This window comes from Variovorax sp. dw_954 (genome assembly GCF_018449755.1).
GTDB lineage: Bacteria > Pseudomonadota > Gammaproteobacteria > Burkholderiales > Burkholderiaceae_C > Variovorax.
In genome coordinates this window covers 25,871-42,449 of the sequence record NZ_JAAVVD010000009.1, presented here as the reverse complement: position 1 = coordinate 42,449, position 16,579 = coordinate 25,871, and the positions used below count along the sequence as shown (strand labels likewise).

The window sequence follows — 16,579 nt, the reverse complement described above, 5'->3', positions numbered from 1 at the left end:
ATAGAAATCTCCAGTTGATATGTCGAGGTGGGCGGCAGCTCGTGTATCGAGTGGCTGCCGCCCGTTATGCACCGGGGTTCAGTGCGATGTGTCTTCGGGATGCCAGCGGATGATCAAGCGCTCGGCCACCGTGACCAGCAGGAAGAACAGTCCGGACAGCGTCGCGCTCATCACGATCGCGGCATAGAGCAGTGGCGAGTCGAAGTTGAAGGTGGCTTGCAAAATCATCGCGCCGATGCCGACCGTGGCACCCACCCATTCACCCACGACCGCGCCGATCACGCTCATCGAAGCCGCGATGCGCAGCGCCGAGAACAGGTACGGCAGCGCGTTCAGCAGGCGAAGACGGAAGAAGATTTCCATCTTGCTGGCCGACAGCACGCGCATCAATTCCATCGCTTGCGGGTTCACCGATTCCAGCCCGCGCACCATGTTGACCAGCGTCGGGAAGAAGCAGACCAGCGCGGCGATCGTGATCTTCGGCTCCATGCCGTTGCCCATGATCAGCACCAGCACCGGGGCCTTGGCCACCAGCGGGATGGCGTTGAACATCAGCACGACCGGGAAGAAGATGTCCTGCAGCGTCTTGTTGTGGACAAAGATGGTCGCGATGATGATCGCCGCCAGGTTGCCCAGCAGAAAGCCGCCGGCCGCTTCGAGCGCCGTGGGGATCAGGTTGTCGAGCAGCACCGCGCGCTTGGCGTAGAGCGTCTCGACCACCGCCCAGGGGGACGGCGCGATGAAGGGCTTGACCTCGAAGATCGTGATCACGGCCCACCACAGGGCGAGCAAGCCGCCGATGCCGAGCGCCGGCAGGATGCGGCGGCGCCACATGCGGCGGCGACGCGCTGCCGCCCACTTGAGGTATTCGGCGTCGACGGGCGTCTGGGGCATCACGGCCACTGGCGGCTCCAGGGAACTGGTTGTCATGGCAATGGCCTTTTCAGCAGGTTTCCAGCACCCGGCGCAGGTGCGCCGTGAGCTGGACGAATTCAGGCGTCTCGCGGATGTCGAGGGTGCGGTCTTCCGGCAGGTTGACGGGCACGATCTCGCGCACCCGGCCCGGGTTGGCGGCCAGCATCAGCACGCGCTGGCCGAGGAAGGCGGCCTCGTGGATGCTGTGCGTCACGAAGAGGATGGTCACGCCGGTGTCTTTCCAGACCTTGCGGATTTCCTCGTTGAGCCGGTCGCGCGTGATCTCGTCGAGCGCGCCGAAAGGCTCGTCCATGAGCAGGATCTTCGGATCGCTGGCCAACGCGCGGGCAATGGAGACGCGCTGGCGCTGGCCACCGGACATCTCATGCGGCCACGCGTTGGCGCGGTCCTTGAGGCCGACGAGTTCGAGCAGTTCCTGCGGTGAGCGACGGCCCTTGCGGCTCGCGCCCTTCCCCACCTGCAACGGCAGTTCGACGTTCTGCAAGGCGGTGCGCCAGGGCAGCAACGCCGCGTCCTGGAACACGAAGCCGATGTCGCGCTTTTCCCGCGCGGCTTGCGGCGTGCCCGAGAGCACTTCGATCTTTCCGCGGCTGGGTTCCAGCAGGTCGGCCACGACACGCAGGAAAGTGGACTTGCCGCAGCCCGAGGGCCCGAGCAGCGTCAGGAATTCGCCCTGCGCCACGTCGAGATCGAGGCTCTTGATGGCGGTGACATCGCGGCGCTCGGTGAAGAAGCGCATGCCGATGTCGCGGCAGCTGATCGCGGGGGTCGCGTTCATGACGGCGTTCATGACTTTGCTCACGCCACCTTCGTGCGGGCAGCCGCTGTGGCCTTGAGCGGGTCCAGCGAGATCACGTCCTCGAGCTTCGGCGTCTTGGCGGTGAACTGGCCCAGCTCCGAATACATGCTGATCTGCGATTGCCATACCGCCGGATCCATCGTGCCCCAGCCCTGGGTTTGCGCCATGCCGCCGAGCGCGTACTCGAGCATCACGTCGATCGCGGCGCGCTCGTCCTCGCGCTTGAGGTTCGGATATTCCTTGACCAGCAGGTCGGCCGCTTCGTCGCGGTTGGCCTTGACGTGGTGCCAGCCGCGCGACGTGGCGCGCATGAAGGCCTCGATGACCTTGGGTTGCTTCTCCAGCGTCGCGTGGGTCGCGTAGTACGGCAATGCGTACAACTGGACGCCGCCATCCCACAGCGTCAAATCGACACGTCCCGGGCCGAGCGCCTTGAGCGCGGTGGTGCTGGTGAGCCAGCCGGTCACCACATCGACCTGTCCCGTCAGCAACGGCGCCATGTCGGAGCCGACGGTGACGATGGTCACGTCCTTCTCGGCGATCTTGTTCTTGGCGAGCAAGGCGCGCACCAGGATAGCCGCGGTCGACGGAATGCCGACCTTCTTGCCGATCAGGTCCTGCGGCTTCTTCACCGGGTTCTTGGCCAGCGAGAAGAAGGTGAAGGGGTGCTTCTGCGCGCCGACAGCAAAGCACTTGATCGGCAGGCCTTGCGACACCGCCAACATCACCGAAGGGCTTGAAGAAACCTGCCCCACTTCATAGCGGCCGGATGCCACGATGGCCACGCCGTCGATGTTCGGACCGCCGGGCTGGATGGCGAAGTCGATGCCTTCCTGCTCGTAGAAGCCAAGTCGCTTGGCCACCACTTCGCCGATCTGGTTGACGCTCGGGATCCAGCCGAGCTGCATGTTGATCTTTGCCTTGCCCTGCGCGAATGCATCGATCGACAGGAAGCCGCCGGCCGAGAGGCCTCCGGCAACGAGGGAAGTCTTGAGGAGACTGCGGCGACCTGGGTCGCAAACGTGGGCCATGGAGGGAACCTTTCGATGTGTGCAAACGAGTGAATGCGGCAACTGTGGGTGCCTTGCGCCGGGGGCTTGAGGACCAGTGAGGCGAATGTAAGAAGCGAGGGGTGATGCTGCCAAGCACCGTTTTTCGCAACGGGCGATCTAAAAATTCGCCCGCACGGGCCAAATTGGAGCGGCGTGATTTGCCCAATTTCACTGGGGAAACCTGGGAAAAATGTCACATCCGCGGCCCGGCCCCGCGGACGGCCGCGCCCGCTCTGTTGCCGGGTAAACGCCTATCCCGTTGGCGCTCTCCTGCGCCCGCGAACGCTCAAGGCAGGCTGCGTTCCAGTGGATGGCCGGCCTGTTGCGCGACCTGCGCGATGGCGGCTTCGACGGCGGGCGCGTCGTCCAGCTTCGCCGCCAGCACCAGCACGAGTCGCGCGAGCAAAGCGGCCTGTTGCTCGGCTGGAATGCCGTGCGTGAACGCGATCAGCGATTCGAGCAGGTCGTCATGCTGTTGCTGGGTGCTGGCCATGGGAAGGCTCCGTGCGGGAGGGCATGCAGGACGCAAGCGCCTGGTCGAGATCGAATGCGGGATCGTGCGCGCGACGAGACGCAATGTGCTGGTCAGGCCGAACGAGCCATGCCTGTCCGCCCCCCGCCGGCACACCGAGTTGGCGCTGCAGTGCTGCGCGACCGGCTGCGTCGCAGTGCGGGTCCACCGCCACCACCTTCACCAGGGGATGTGCGCACGCAGCCGCACTGCCCGAGAAGCACAGCAGCGTGAACCACGGCCCGAGCAAGCGATGCAGGCTGACGCCGTTCGCATTCAGCATCACATCGGGCAATGCAGCGCCGCCCCCTTCATCGACCAGTGGCGAATCGCCGCCGTACACCGCGGGCGCCGACAGCCGCCCCGTATTGATCAAGCGCGCCGCCCAGGGCAAGGAAGGCGCCAGCGCCATGATCGCGTCGCGCCAGAGCTGCACCGATTCCAGCCCGCGCGGATAGACGAAGCGCGACGATCGCCGCGCCTGCCGGATGTTCTCGAGCGCCGCCTCGCGCCGCTCCAGCGAGTAGCTGTCCAGAAGGCTCGCGTCCGCGCCCTGCTTCACCACCAGCGCCAGTTTCCAGCCCAGGTTGTCCGCGTCCTGCACGCCGCCATTGCCGCCGCGTGCGCCGAAGGGCGCGACCAGATGCGCCGCGTCGCCAGCGAACAGCACCCGGCCGTGGCGCATCGATTCGAGGCATTCGTGCCGGTAGGCCCAGGCGCCCGACCATGCGACGTCGAAGTCGATGTCGCCGCCGATCAGCGCGCGGACCCTTCGACGCATGGCCTCGGGCGTGGCGGCGGTAACCGGGTCTTCGCCCTCGCCAAGCTGGAAGTCGAGCCGCCAGGTGTCGTCCGCCATCTTGTGACGCCACACCGCGCGGCCGTTGTTGGCGCTGGCGTCGAGCCAGGTCCAGCGTTCCTCCGGCCAGGCGCAGTCGCGCAGCGTCACGTCGATGATGATCCAGTGATCTTCCGTGCGGTCGAACACATGCGGCGCGAGTCCGAGCAGCTTGCGGCACGGACTGAAGGCGCCATCGCAGGCGATGACCCAATCGGCTTGCAGCGCGTAGTCGCCTTCAGGCGTGCGCACCTGCAACGCCACATGCACGTCCTGCGCCTGCAGGCCGACCACTTCGCTGCGCCAGCGCAAGTCGGCCAGCGGCTGCGCCTGCAAAGCCTCGACGAGGAATTGCTCGACGTAGTACTGCTGCAGATTGGCGAATCCGTTGTGGCGCAGATCGGGCTGGTCCTGCAGCGTGAAGGAGGTGACCGGCCGGTCTGCGCACAGCACGCGCCCCACGTTCCAGCGCACGCCCTTGGCCGCGATGCGCGGCGCGACACCCAGTCGCTCGAACACGTCCAGCGTTCGCTGCGCCCAGACGATGCCGCGCGAGGCGAGGCCGCGCACGCCGACCGTGTCGTCATCGTCCAGCAGCACCACCGGGACGCCACGTCGCGCCAGGTCCAGCGCCAGCGTAAGCCCCGTCAACCCGCCGCCCACCACCACGACAGGGCGCCGAGGCGATGGCGCACCATCGAGTTCTGCGGGGCGGCGAAACGGGTAGCGCGGCAGTGCATGCATCTGCGGCACTCTATGGAGCCGGCTTGCACTTGTCTGTCCATGCAAACGAGGAGTCTTGCGACCGGCCGCGACCAGGAAGCGCGCTTTCCGGGCCTGCCAGACCACGGACTTCGGAAACCTGAAACAATTTCCGGCCCATGACGATGAAGCCACTTCTCCTTGCAGCCCTCGCCGCCATGCTGGCATTGCTGCAGGGTTGCGCCTCCCTGCCTCCCATGGTCGACCGCACGCCAGTGCTGGCAATTCCTGCCAGCAGCCAGGAGGCGCTCGGGCGTATCGCGGCCCTCAGCGTGCCGGCGGGCAAGGGGTCCGGCTTCAGGCCCTTGCCCTTGGCTGCCTGGTCGATGGATGCGCGGCTCGCATTGGTGCGCAACGCGCAGAAGAGCCTCGACATCCAGTACTACCTGCTGCAAAACGACTTGACCGGCCACGCCCTGGTGCGGGCGGTTCGCGATGCGGCGTTGCGCGGCGTGCGGGTGCGCCTGCTCGTGGACGATCTCTACACCGCCAACACGGAACGCTTGCTGGCAGACCTGGCCGCCTACCCGAACGTGGAGATACGGCTCTTCAATCCGTTTCCGACGGGGCGGGCCTGGCAGTTGACGCGGTGGATCCTGGCGGCTGGCGACTTCTCGCGCGTCAATCACCGCATGCACAACAAGCTGTTGATTGCGGACGGCGCCTTTGCCATCGCGGGCGGGCGCAACATCGCCGACGAATACTTCTTCAACAGCAAGGGCAGCAACTTCGTCGACTTCGACTTGCTGGTCGCTGGCGAGGCCGTGCTCCGATTGGCCGGCATCTTCGACATCTACTGGAACAGCGAACGCGTCTTCCCGCTGCATTCGGTGGAGCCCCGGTTCAAGGAGCCCCCGGCCTTGCGGGACGACTTCGAGAAGCTCACGGCGGACGCCGTGTCCGCGTTTCCGAGCCCGCCGCCCAACGCCAGGGACCTGCTCGGCTATCTCCCGCTGAGTGCGGACCTGAAGCAACCGCCGCTGAAGCTGCTCTACGGGCGCATCGATGCCTTTGCGGACGATCCGGAAAAGGTCAGCGGGCGCGCCTCGCGCGGCGATGATGAAACCACGGTGACGACCCGCGTCATGCGGACGATTGGCGAGGCCAAGGCCGAGGTGGTGCTGAGTTCACCGTATTTCGTTCCCGGCAAGCTCGGCATGGAGGGCCTGGGCCAGGCGCTGAACAACGACGTACGTATCGAGGTCATGACGAACTCGCTGGCTTCCAACGACGAACCATTCGCCAGCGCCGGTTACGCGCGCTATCGCCTCGACATGTTGAAGATGGGCGTCGACCTGTTCGAAATCGACTCCAGCCAACTCAAGAACGACTCGCTCATTGGCGCAGCACTGCACGCCACCATCGGCCGATCGCATTCCAAGCTGATCGTCGTCGACCGGCAGACCACGTTCGTGGGCTCGATGAACCTGGACTTGCGCTCTTCGCGCATCAATACCGAACTGGGCATGCTGGTCTATTCGCCCGAGCTCGCTGAAAACGTCCTGACCCTCGCGGATCGCGTGCGCGACACGGGCAGCTTCCGGCTGCGACTGGCGCAGCCGGGAGACCGGGTCCAGTGGATCGGCGTGGACCACGGTGTCGAGAAGGTCTACGACAGCGAGCCCGGCGTGAGCCTGGGCACGAAACTGCAGTTGCTGCTGTTGTTTCCGTTCATCAGCGAGAGCCTGCTGTAGCGAGGGCCCGACGCCGGTATTCGATGGCGGCGCCTTGTGCAACTCACGTCTTTCGCGTTTCGCCCCTTCCGGATTCAAGCCTTGCCGAACCATCTCGCCGCGGCTTCCGCAACTTCCTGTTCGTCGGGGTTTCCTTCACTGGCCCAGGCCACGATACCGTCCGGGCGCAGGAGCAGTGCGCTCAAGCCGAGGTCATTTGCTGCGTGCCGTGCGGTGTAGTCGATCCGATTTCGCCAACCGGCTGCCAGTGTCTCCAGCCTGGCATCGGAACTGAAATCCAGCAAAAGACCTCTCCCGCTCCTGAGACGTTCGCCAAGTCTCGTCGCGTCGGCGAATTCAAAGTCGGGCGCACTGCGGCCGACCAGCGGGTGACCTCCGCCAAGCTCGTAGCGAAGCGATACGCCCCAGACGCGCTCGGCGAAGTATGTCGCGCCGTCGCGTGTCGCCATGAGGTCGCGGATGATGGCTTCAAGCGCCCGGGAACTGCGACTCGGACGCATGAGCGCAACTTGAGCTCGCGACCAGTCAAGCACTTGTGATCCCACTGAATGCCGCTCCGCGAAATAGCTGTCGAGCAAGGTGTCGGGCATTTGGCCATGGACAACGGAGGCGAGCTTCCAACCGAGATTCATGGCGTCACCGAGCCCCAGATTCAACCCTTGGCCGCCCAGCGGGGAATGGATGTGTGCAGCGTCGCCCGCCAGAAGGACCCGCCCGTTGCGATAGGCCTTGGCGTGAAAGGCGCGATCTGTCCAGGTGGTCGCAAGTCGCAGATTCGTCACGGTGACATCCGTGCAGGAAACGCGCCGGAGCACCGACTGAACCTGCTCCGCCGTGATCGCGTCCGTACGGTGAAAGGCGCCCCCGTCGAAATCGACCATTGCGATGGTCCCGGGCGCCTGGTAGGTGTACATGCCTGTCGGGGTGTACCGGCGGCCCGGCAACAGCTTGTCCGGATCGGCCAGTTCGACCTCCACGGAGCAGCCGGTGAATTCCGGCTCAGTACCGACGAACTCGAAGCCACCGATCTTTCTCACGGTGCTGCGGCCCCCATCGCATCCGACGAGCCATCGTGCGCGAAAAGTCTCGCCGCCAGCCCGAACGTCCACGTTCTCGCTGGACTGGTCAAAGCCATCTACGGCAAAGCCGCGCCTGACCTCGACGCCCAATGCCCGGGCGCGAGCGGCCAGCACGGATTCGATGTGCTCCATCGTGGTTGCCATGTGGGTGCCGGCAGGACTCGGCAATCGGTGCGGCCACTTGGACAATTCGACGTCGTCGAGAAAGAACTGGATGCCTGCGAAATGGCCGCCCGGACGGCGCCCTTGCTGCATCCAATGTGCGGCGGGCGAAGCGCCACCAGCGTCCGACCGGTCCTTCCGGGCTTGGGCCAGCGCGATGTCATTCAGCAACCCGCGCCGGTCAAAGGCTTCGATGGTGGGGGCGGAAAGACCGCGCATTCCGAAAGGCAGCCGCTTCAACGGCGACTCGAGGTCTTCGGCCTGCTCCAGCACCAGCACAGAGACGCCTGCCAAGCGAAGTTCACAGGCCAGGAACAAGCCGACCGGGCCTGCGCCTGCAACTACAACGTCGTGGGATTTCGAATCGTGCATCGACTACTCCTTGGCGATCGTTCGAACGGAGCGGCTTGTCGATTCGACACTGAGCGACGAACAAGAAGAGATGCGTGAGCGTCCCAACTCCGTCGTGGGGCCTGTTGCATCCACTCAGGGAACACCCAACCAAACACAAAAAGCCGCCCGAAAGCAGCTTCTCAACAGGCTCGCCGAAGAAGGCTCAGCCCTTGATGGCTTCGTCGAGTGCCTTGCAGGAAGGCGCACAAACAGCTTGGGACTTGCCGAGCAGGCGCTTCATCTGCAGCGAGGCGCGGGCGCGATGCTTGCCGCACATGTAGCAGGACATCGTGCTGCCGCCGAACGACGAAACCTCGGCGTACGGTGAACCCGAGGGCTTGGATTTATAGCGAAGTCCGCCTTCGATCACGGCTGTTTTGCTGTCGGCTTTTGCCATCTAATGGTTTCCAGGGTTCAGGGGACGCATCAAATGCGAGGCGATGGTTTGGGATGCGTTCAAGTGCGAGAGACCCAACCGGAGAACCCCCGATGATACCCGCCTCGCAAATTCCCATACCTGGGCAATTTCGAAGGCGTGGGGTTATACAGGTCTTTGTCTACGGCTTCGAGGCTATTTCGGGGCCACGGATCCAGCGCCACGCGCTGAAAGCACTGAGCAGCGCCAGCGCCGCGCTGATCCACATGACCCGGCGAAACCCGGCGACGAAGGCTGTCCCGAATTCCAGCGAACCATCGGAGGGGTGTGCACCGGAGGCGAGCGCCATGACCACGCCGAATACGGCAATCGCCAGCACCGCGGCCGTCCGGGACACGGCATTGTTCACGCCAGAAGCCGTACCGGCGAGCTCCGCCCCGACCGAATTCATGACCGTGGTGGTGAGCGGCGCCACTGTCACTGTCATGCCGAGGCCGAGCACCACCACACCCGGCAGGAAGCCCGACCAGTAGCTCGCCCCCACACCCGGCAATGCGGCCAGCAACGCGAACCCCGCAGCCGCGATGGCCGGGCCGATCACCAGCGGGAGACGCGACCCGAACCGGTCCACCAGCTGCCCGGCCCAGCCCGACAACAGGAACATGAGCAGGATGAACGGCAGTAGCGCCGCCCCCGCCGACGTAGCGGAATAGCCCTGGACCTGGATCAGGTTGAGCGGCATGAAGTAGAGCCCCCCGCCCAGCGCCGCGTAGAGGAACAGGGTCAGCAGGTTGGCCGCGCTGAAATTGGCGATGCGAAACAGCCCGAGCGGCAGCATCGGCGCGGCGCTCCTGCGCTCCACCTGCACGAAAGCCGCGCTGGCCGCGAGACCCAGCGCGAGCGCGATGCACACCGGCGCGGCGCTCCAGCCCTGCGTCGGCGCCTCGATGAACGCGTAGACGATGCCGCCGAGCGCCACCGTCGCCAGCACGGCGCCGGGCCAATCGACGGGACTGCGGGTGTCGGGGCCATGGCTTTCCGGCACGTGCCACCACACCAGCACGAGCACCAGCGCGGCCATCGGCAGATTGATGAGGAAGGCCCAGGCCCAGGAATAGTGGTCCACCAGCCAGCCGCCCAGCACCGGCCCGATGGCAGCAGTGATGCCGCTGAAGCCCGACCAGGTGCCGATCGCCTTGCCGCGCTCTTTCTCGGGGAAGGCTGCGCTGATCAGGGCCAGGCTGCCCGGCACCAACATGGCGGCGCCAATGCCCTGCACGGCCCTTGCAGCAATCAGGTGCTGCACTTCGCTCCCGAATGCGCAAGCCGCCGATCCCGCGGCGAACACCGTCACGCCGCAGGCGAAGACGCGACGACGACCAAAGCGGTCCCCCAGTGCGCCGCCGACCAGCAGCAGCGCCGCCAGGAACAGCGCATAGGCCTCGACCACCCATTGCACCTGGAACGGTGTGGCCCGCAGATCGCGCTGGATCGCCGGCAACGCGACATTGACTACGGTGCCGTCGACGAAGGCCATGCTGGAACCGATGATCGCCGCCACCAGCACCCAGCGCCTGGCGCTTTCGGGGCAAGGCACGGCCGGCGGCGCAACCTGGATCAGCGTGTCATCGCAAGGCGACTTGCCGATCCCGTTCATGCGCGCCTACCCGACCCGCGGGTGCCGCAGGGCGATATGTCTTAAATCGGACACGTCGCGTCCGGATTCGACTGCAGCGCTGCCACGCCGCGCGCGATGGCGGCCGAGGCATTGGCTGTGAGCCTCTGGGCGCTTTGCGCCACGGCGTCGATGCCCGGGCCGCTGACCGGTTCGCTCAGGTTGACCTGGCAGACCAGGGCACGCGGTTGTTCGGCCCGGCGTGCCGACCAGCCCAGGCTCGCCTCGACCCGGCTGCCCTCCACGGCGTCGAAGCGCCGCACCTGCACCGAGATGCGCATGACCGGCGCCGAGGCCGGTCGGCCGCCGCGGGTACCGTCGAGCGCCCCCAACTGGCCGGCAATGCCGCTCGACAGCGCATCGCGCAGTTCGCTCTCGAACGAGGATGCCCACCGGCTGTCTTCCAGCACTTCGACCTGCGCATCGACACCGGCGGAACGCACCACCATTTGCGGGCGAGCCAGCCGTTCGGGAACCGCCAGTGGCGCCACCTCGATCCAGAGCGGTGCAGAACCCGCCACCGCAGCGGTGGCAGCCGACGGGGAAGCCAGCGTATAGAAGCGCGGCAACGAAGCGGCGCAGCCCGCGAGCGCCGCTACGATGGCCGCGGCCAGGGGAATCAGGGAAGTCGGGGCTTTCATTTCTTCCTGTCGTCCGGTTTGCCGCGCAGCAGCGACTCGGGATGGCGCTCGAGGTAGTCGGTCAGCACGCGCATCGAGCCGGCCGCACGCGTCAGCTCCTGCATGGTCTGGCGCAGGTCTGACTGCAGGGGCGCGTCCTCCAGCAGCGTGCGGTTGGCGGCATCCACGGTCTTGCGAACGTCCTTCAGCGCTGCCGTGATCTCGGGCGACACGTCGTTGTTGAGCGTGTGGGCCAGCTTCTCGGCGCCGGTCAGCGTCTTGTTGAGCGTGGCCAGCGACACGCGCAGGTCCTTGCCCAGTTCCTCGAACGGGATCTTGTTGACCTTGGTCGCGATCTCCTGCACCTGCGACTGCAGGTCGTCGAAGCTGCCAGGCACCGTGGGGAGTTCGATCGGGTTGGTGGCCACGTCGACCTTCACCACCGGCTGCTTCGGGAAGAAGTCGAGCGCGACGTACATCTGGCCGGTCAGCAGGTTGCCGTTGCGCAACTGCGCGCGCATACCCTTGCCGATGAGGAAGCGCAGGCGCTCCTCCTGCGTCCGGCTCGAAGGCGCATTGGCCCCCACCTCGTTGATGCCGGCGCGGCGGCGCAGGCGGTCGGGATAGACCTGCAGCAGTACCGGCATGCGGAACTCGCGCTCGCTGCGGTCGAACTCCACGCCGATCGACTTGACCTCGCCGATCACGACGCCCCGGAAGTCGACCGGCGCGCCGGGCTCGAGGCCTCGCAGCGACTGGTTGAAGTACATCAGGAGCGTCTGCGAGGGACCGTCCGGCGGCTTCATCGCGGTGGTCTCGTCCGCGGCCAGCACGTAGGCCGTGTTCTCGCTGGCAAGCGGTCCGATCACGTTCTCGGGCGCCTGGAATGCAATGCCACCGAGCACGATGGAGGCCACCGACTGGGTACGCACGTTGACGCCGCCCGCGCTCAGCGACAGGTCGATGCCGCTGGCATGCCAGAAGCGCGTGTTGAGTCCGATGAACTTGTCGTACGGCGTGTTCACGAAGATCCGCAACGTGACCCCGCGGCCGTCGCCGTCGAGTTCATAGGCCGCCACCTGCCCGACCTTGATGCGCCGGAAGTACACCGGCGAACCCACGTCGAGCGAGCCGATGTCGGTGGCATGCAGCAGGTATTGCTGGCCCGACGCATCGCGCGTGACGATGGGCGGGGTCTCCAGGCCGGTGAACTGGTCGGTGGTCTCGTCGGCCGTGCCGGCGTCGGCGCCGATGTAGGCGCCCGAGAGCAGCGTGCCGAGGCCGGAGATGCCCGAGGTATCGAGCCGCGGGCGCACCACCCAGTAGCGCGTGTCGGGTGCGGTGAAGCCGTCGGAGTCCTTGGTCAGTTGCACCGTGACGCGCACCAGCGACCGGTCGCGCGCGAGGCGGATGGTCTTGACCACGCCGATCTGCACTTCCTTGTACTTGACGGCTGTCTTGCCCGCCTCGAGCCCTTCGGCCGACTTGAAGCTGATGACGATTTCCGGGCCGCGTTGCGTGAGGATGCGCGCGACCAGGTACACGCCCACCAGCGCCGCCACGACGGGAATCAGCCAGACCAGCGAGGGCAGCCAGTCGCGCCGCCGCTTCACCGAGGGCGGCTTCAATTCAGGCACGGGCGGATTGGACTGTTCTGGATCACTCATGCGGTGGCGGTTTGCTGCGGCTCGTCATTCTCGTCGGCGGAGGGCCCTGGCGGGGAATCCCATGTCAGGCGCGGATCAAAACTCAGCGAGGCCAGCATCGTCAATACCACCACCGCACCGAACGCCGCGATGCCGACGCCCGCCGTGATCTCCGCGAAGCCATGCAGCCGCACCAGGCCGGCGAGCAGCGCCACCACGAACACGTCGAGCATCGACCAGCGGCCGATGAATTCGATGATGTGATAGAGCTTGGCCCGCTCGGGCCGGCGCCAGGCGCTGCGGCGCTGCGCCCCGACGACGAGGACCAGCAGTGCGGCCAGCTTGAACAGCGGCACCAGGAAGCTGGCGATGAAGACGATGGCGGCGAGCCCATACGCGCCGCTCACCCAGAAATAGATGATGCCGCTCATGATGGTGTCGTCCTGCGAGCCGAACAGCGACGAGGTGATCATCACCGGCAGCAAGTTGGCCGGGATGTACATCGCCGCGGCGGCGATCAGGAAGGCCCAGGTGCGGTTCAGGCTGTCGGGCTTGCGGCGATGCAGGTGTGTGCCGCACCGGCCGCAGGGCTCGCCGTCCTGCGCGTCCGCCCAGACGGTGGCGCAATGGCTGCATGCCACCAGGCCGAGGCTGGCGGCCGTGGTCAGGGGGGCGTCGTCCGGGGGAGTGTGGGGTGTCATGCGCCGCGCTGCCGGTGAAACACCATCTCCCAGAAACCGCGCGGGTCGAACGCCAGCACCGAGGTCAGCAGCACCGTCAGCACCATGAAGGCCCACAGCGCCGGCCCGGCCACCACCGTGGCAATGCTCGACAGCTTGACGATGGCCACCAGCACGCCGAGCAGGAACACCTCGATCATTCCCCAGGGCCGCAGCGTCTGCATCAGGCGCACCAGCCACGCGAAACCAGGCGCCTGTCGCTCGCGCTCCAGCGGAATCAGCAGCCACACCAGGATGCACAGCTGCAGCAGCGGGAACAGGATGGTGGTGGCCAGCACCAGCAAGGCCACGGGCGACATGCCCTCGCTGCCCAGCGCCACCACGGCGCCGGCCAGCGTGGTCTCGCTGCGCAGGCCGCGCACCTCGATCTCGACGATCGGGAAGGCATTGGCAATGATGAAGGTGATCAGGCTCGCCACCGTCAGCGGCAGCACGCGCTTGCGCTGCTGGCCGGCATGGCGCTCGAGTTCGGTGTGGCAACGCGGACAGGTCGCCACGTCGCGCGGGCGCAGCTGCGCACGCTTGTAGATGGCGTCGCAGCCTTCGCAGGCGATCAGGTCGGGCATTTCACGCATGGGGCGACATCATGACCCGGTCGCGCCGTGCGCGATGTCGGACGGCGCCATCTTCAGCCGCATCACGCTGAACACCGCCGCGATGCCGGCGCAACATGCGGCCAGCACCAGCGCGATGACCGGGCCCTTCCCGTCCACCGGGCTCCACACGCTGAACAGGCCCGCCAGGATCACCGCGCCCAGCGTCTGGCCCGTGAGCCGCGCCGTGCCGAGCATGCCGCTGGCCGCACCGCTGCGGTGCGGCGGCGGCGAGGTCACGATGGTGTGGTTGTTGGGCGACTGGAACAGCCCGAAGCCCGCCCCGCACAGCCCCATGCGCCACACGATGTCGGCATTGGCCGGACTGGCCGGCAAGGCCGCGAGCAAGGCGAGCCCGGCGCCCATCAGGCCAAGGCCGACGCCACCGAGCATCCCGTCCGGATAGCGGCCGATCAGGCGCCCGGCCACCGGCGCGGCCACCACGATGGCCAGCGGCCAGCAGGTGATCAGCAGCCCCGCCTCGATATGGCTGCGACCATAGGCGCCGAGCAGCAGGAACGGCAGTGCGATGTAGGCCAGCATCTGCGCCGCGAAGGCCGCGACCGAGGTGCACATCGACAACGCGAACACCGGGATGCGCAGCAGGTCGACCGGAAACAGCGGCAGCGCGAGCCTGCGTTGCCGCCGAATGAACACGTAGCCGATCGCCAGGCCCGCGACCAGCGTCGCCCAGCCCGGCGCAGTGCCGCCCTGCCGCGACGGGTCGCCGACGCCGAGCTGGTCCGCGCCCAGGAAGATCAGCGAGAACATGAGCATGTTGAGCACCACGTCGACAAGCGAGAACCGTGCCCCTGGCGCGGGCGGCGCGCTGTTGGCGGGCAGCGAGCGGCGTGCCATGGCCAGCACCACGACGCCCAGCGGCAGGTTGAGCGCGAACAGCCAGGGCCAGGAAGCCACCGACAGGATTGCCGCCGCCACCGACGGCCCGGCCACGGCAGAGGTGGCTACCACCATCGAGTTGATCGCCATGCCGCGGCCGAGCCGGTTGGACGGATAGATCAGCCGCACCAGCGCCGAGTTGACGCTCATGATCCCGGCCGCGCCGAGCCCCTGCGCCGCGCGCGCCGCGATCAGGGTGCCCAGCGAATCGGCGAAGGTGGCGCCCAGCGAGGCCAGCGTGAACAGCCCGATGCCCGCGATGTAGATGCGCCGGTAGCCGACCAGGTCGCCGAGCGTGGCCAGCGGCAACAGCATCACCAGTGTGGCGATCTGGTAGGCATTGACCACCCAGATCGACTGCGAGGGCGTGGCCTTCAGCTGCTCGGCGATGCCGGGCAGCGCGAGGTTGACGATGGTGCCGTCGAGCACCGCGACCATGATGCCGAGGATGATGACCAGCATGGCCCGGCCGCGGGCTGGAGAAGGCAGGCCGTCATGGACGACGGGTGCTGTGGAAGACGTGGATGACATGTTGTGCACCCGGAGCCTATCGCACCCGCGCGGGCTTCGTGCGCGCGGGGCCAAGGGTGGGCCACAGGTGCAACGAAAGCATTAACACGGCGCCGTCACAATCGCCCCACCCATGCGCATCTCCAGGTTCTTTCTCCTCGCCCTCCTCCCGGCTGGCCTTGCGGCCTGCGAGCCTTCGCGCCCCGCCGAGACCGCGAACATTCGCATGCATCTCGTGGGCACATGGCTCAGCGAGTCCGATGACGAAGGCATCAGGACCCGCACCGTCATCGCGCTGGCCGAGGCTGGCGAGTTCGACGAGGTCGAGAAGATCGACGACGGCAAGGGCACGGCGAGGGAAACGCGGACCGGCGGGGAGTGGTCCTTCGACGGCACGAACTTCAAGCGAAAGTACACGCGCAAGGACGGGCAGCCATTGCCCATGAACTACTTTGCGACCACCACCTATGCGATCAACATGATCGGAGACGACCGCTTCTTCGGCGTGGACAACCTGCGGCACCGGACCGTCAGCTTCGCGCGCGCCCATGGCAGTGTCCGTCCCAAGCACAGCCGTAGTTCTCCCTAGGCCGGTTGGCGCATCCCAAAGGATGTAATCACTCGTGAGGATGCGCTCACATCGCTCGCCCGATAACTTCGATCCCCGTCCCATCAAGTCTTTCGGGGAGATGAAGTCATCGTGGCAAATGCAAGAGCCCTTCACGCGGTTGGCAACTCCATTGCCACCCTCCTGCGCAGCGCTTATCCGCAGCCGGGTGTGGGCGTCGTGTCGATGCCGCCTTGCACCTTCGAGTCGATGGCCCTGCGCCAGGCCACCTCGCTGTCGGATGACGCTGCGCACATCGGGCTGCTGCTGTACCGGGTCACGGTCAGCGAGCACGCCCGGCGCCCGCAGCCAGCCCAGAACCCGAACGCGCTCTCGCTCGACCTGCACTACCTGCTGACCGCCTTCGCGGCCACCGCAGAGGACGAGCAGGTGCCGCTGGCCTGGGCGATGCGGCAACTGCATCTGCATCCCTTGCTCGACGCATCGTCGCTGTCGCCCGAAGCGGGCTGGCAACGCGACGACGTGATCCAGATCGTGCCGCAGGAACTCGGCATCGAGGAGCAGGTGCGCATCTGGGACGCGCTGGAGGCGTCGTACCGGCTCTCGGCCGCCTATGTGGCCCGCGTGGTGCGGCTGGATCCGGATACGGATGAGCAGGCGTTCGCACCGGTGGTGGCGCGCCACTTCGCGTATGGGCCAGGGGGACGGCCATGAGCGCAGCGCCG

General features: G+C 66.6%; 16 protein-coding genes. 3 read left to right on the top strand and 13 right to left on the bottom strand.

Going from position 1 to position 16,579, the window contains the following annotated elements; translation table 11 throughout:
* Positions 1-78 precede the first annotated feature (78 nt).
* The 5 genes from HB681_RS15765 to HB681_RS15745 form a co-directional block, all read right to left on the bottom strand.
* On the bottom strand, positions 79-930 hold the full coding sequence (locus HB681_RS15765) for an ABC transporter permease (RefSeq protein WP_213955797.1): 852 nt from the start codon (positions 928-930) through the stop codon (positions 79-81).
* A 13-nt stretch (positions 931-943) separates the two neighbouring features.
* Complete coding sequence (locus HB681_RS15760) at positions 944-1,714, bottom strand: ABC transporter ATP-binding protein (RefSeq protein ID WP_256734957.1); 771 nt, start codon at positions 1,712-1,714, stop codon at positions 944-946.
* Positions 1,715-1,734: 20 nt separating this feature from the next.
* Positions 1,735-2,766, bottom strand: coding sequence for an ABC transporter substrate-binding protein (locus tag HB681_RS15755; RefSeq protein ID WP_213955796.1), 1,032 nt, complete (start codon positions 2,764-2,766; stop codon positions 1,735-1,737).
* A 307-nt stretch (positions 2,767-3,073) separates the two neighbouring features.
* Positions 3,074-3,280, bottom strand: coding sequence for a DUF2783 domain-containing protein (locus HB681_RS15750; protein WP_213955795.1), 207 nt, complete (start codon positions 3,278-3,280; stop codon positions 3,074-3,076).
* Complete coding sequence (locus HB681_RS15745; protein ID WP_213955794.1) at positions 3,255-4,880, bottom strand: FAD-dependent oxidoreductase; 1,626 nt, start codon at positions 4,878-4,880, stop codon at positions 3,255-3,257. The genes HB681_RS15750 and HB681_RS15745 overlap by 26 nt, the downstream gene beginning before the upstream one ends.
* Positions 4,881-5,023: 143 nt before the next feature.
* On the opposite strand from HB681_RS15745, the gene HB681_RS15740 reads away from it, so the two are divergent.
* Entirely contained in the window at positions 5,024-6,592 is a 1,569-nt protein-coding gene (locus tag HB681_RS15740; protein WP_256734956.1) for a phospholipase D family protein, read from the top strand.
* 74 nt (positions 6,593-6,666) lie between these two features.
* On the opposite strand, the gene HB681_RS15735 is transcribed toward HB681_RS15740, so the two are convergent.
* From HB681_RS15735 to HB681_RS15700, 8 genes are all read right to left on the bottom strand, one after another.
* Entirely contained in the window at positions 6,667-8,205 is a 1,539-nt protein-coding gene (locus tag HB681_RS15735; protein WP_213955793.1) for an FAD-dependent monooxygenase, read from the bottom strand.
* 184 nt (positions 8,206-8,389) lie between these two features.
* A complete protein-coding gene (locus tag HB681_RS15730) occupies positions 8,390-8,623 on the bottom strand; it encodes a hypothetical protein (protein ID WP_213955792.1) in 234 nt (77 codons plus the stop codon).
* Positions 8,624-8,783: 160 nt separating this feature from the next.
* Entirely contained in the window at positions 8,784-10,259 is a 1,476-nt protein-coding gene (locus HB681_RS15725; protein ID WP_213955791.1) for an MFS transporter, read from the bottom strand.
* Positions 10,260-10,300: 41 nt separating this feature from the next.
* On the bottom strand, positions 10,301-10,918 hold the full coding sequence (locus HB681_RS15720; protein ID WP_213955790.1) for a PqiC family protein: 618 nt from the start codon (positions 10,916-10,918) through the stop codon (positions 10,301-10,303).
* Positions 10,915-12,564: an MlaD family protein gene (locus HB681_RS15715; protein ID WP_213955789.1), complete on the bottom strand. Its 1,650-nt coding sequence runs from the start codon at positions 12,562-12,564 to the stop codon at positions 10,915-10,917. Before HB681_RS15715 ends, HB681_RS15720 begins: the two co-directional genes overlap by 4 nt.
* Positions 12,561-13,244: a paraquat-inducible protein A gene (locus HB681_RS15710; RefSeq protein ID WP_213955788.1), complete on the bottom strand. Its 684-nt coding sequence runs from the start codon at positions 13,242-13,244 to the stop codon at positions 12,561-12,563. The genes HB681_RS15715 and HB681_RS15710 overlap by 4 nt, the downstream gene beginning before the upstream one ends.
* The gene (locus HB681_RS15705) at positions 13,241-13,858 is read right to left on the bottom strand and encodes a paraquat-inducible protein A (RefSeq protein ID WP_213955787.1); all 618 of its coding nucleotides are present in this window, start codon (positions 13,856-13,858) and stop codon (positions 13,241-13,243) included. The genes HB681_RS15710 and HB681_RS15705 overlap by 4 nt, the downstream gene beginning before the upstream one ends.
* A gap of 9 nt (positions 13,859-13,867) precedes the next feature.
* Entirely contained in the window at positions 13,868-15,307 is a 1,440-nt protein-coding gene (locus HB681_RS15700) for an MFS transporter (protein WP_213955786.1), read from the bottom strand.
* 214 nt (positions 15,308-15,521) lie between these two features.
* On the opposite strand from HB681_RS15700, the gene HB681_RS15695 reads away from it, so the two are divergent.
* A complete protein-coding gene (locus HB681_RS15695) occupies positions 15,522-15,875 on the top strand; it encodes a hypothetical protein (protein WP_213955785.1) in 354 nt (117 codons plus the stop codon).
* Between the two features lie 111 nt (positions 15,876-15,986).
* Positions 15,987-16,568 (top strand): DUF4255 domain-containing protein, encoded by a 582-nt coding sequence (locus HB681_RS15690; RefSeq protein ID WP_213955784.1) that lies wholly within the window; start codon positions 15,987-15,989, stop codon positions 16,566-16,568.
* Positions 16,569-16,579 lie beyond the last annotated feature (11 nt).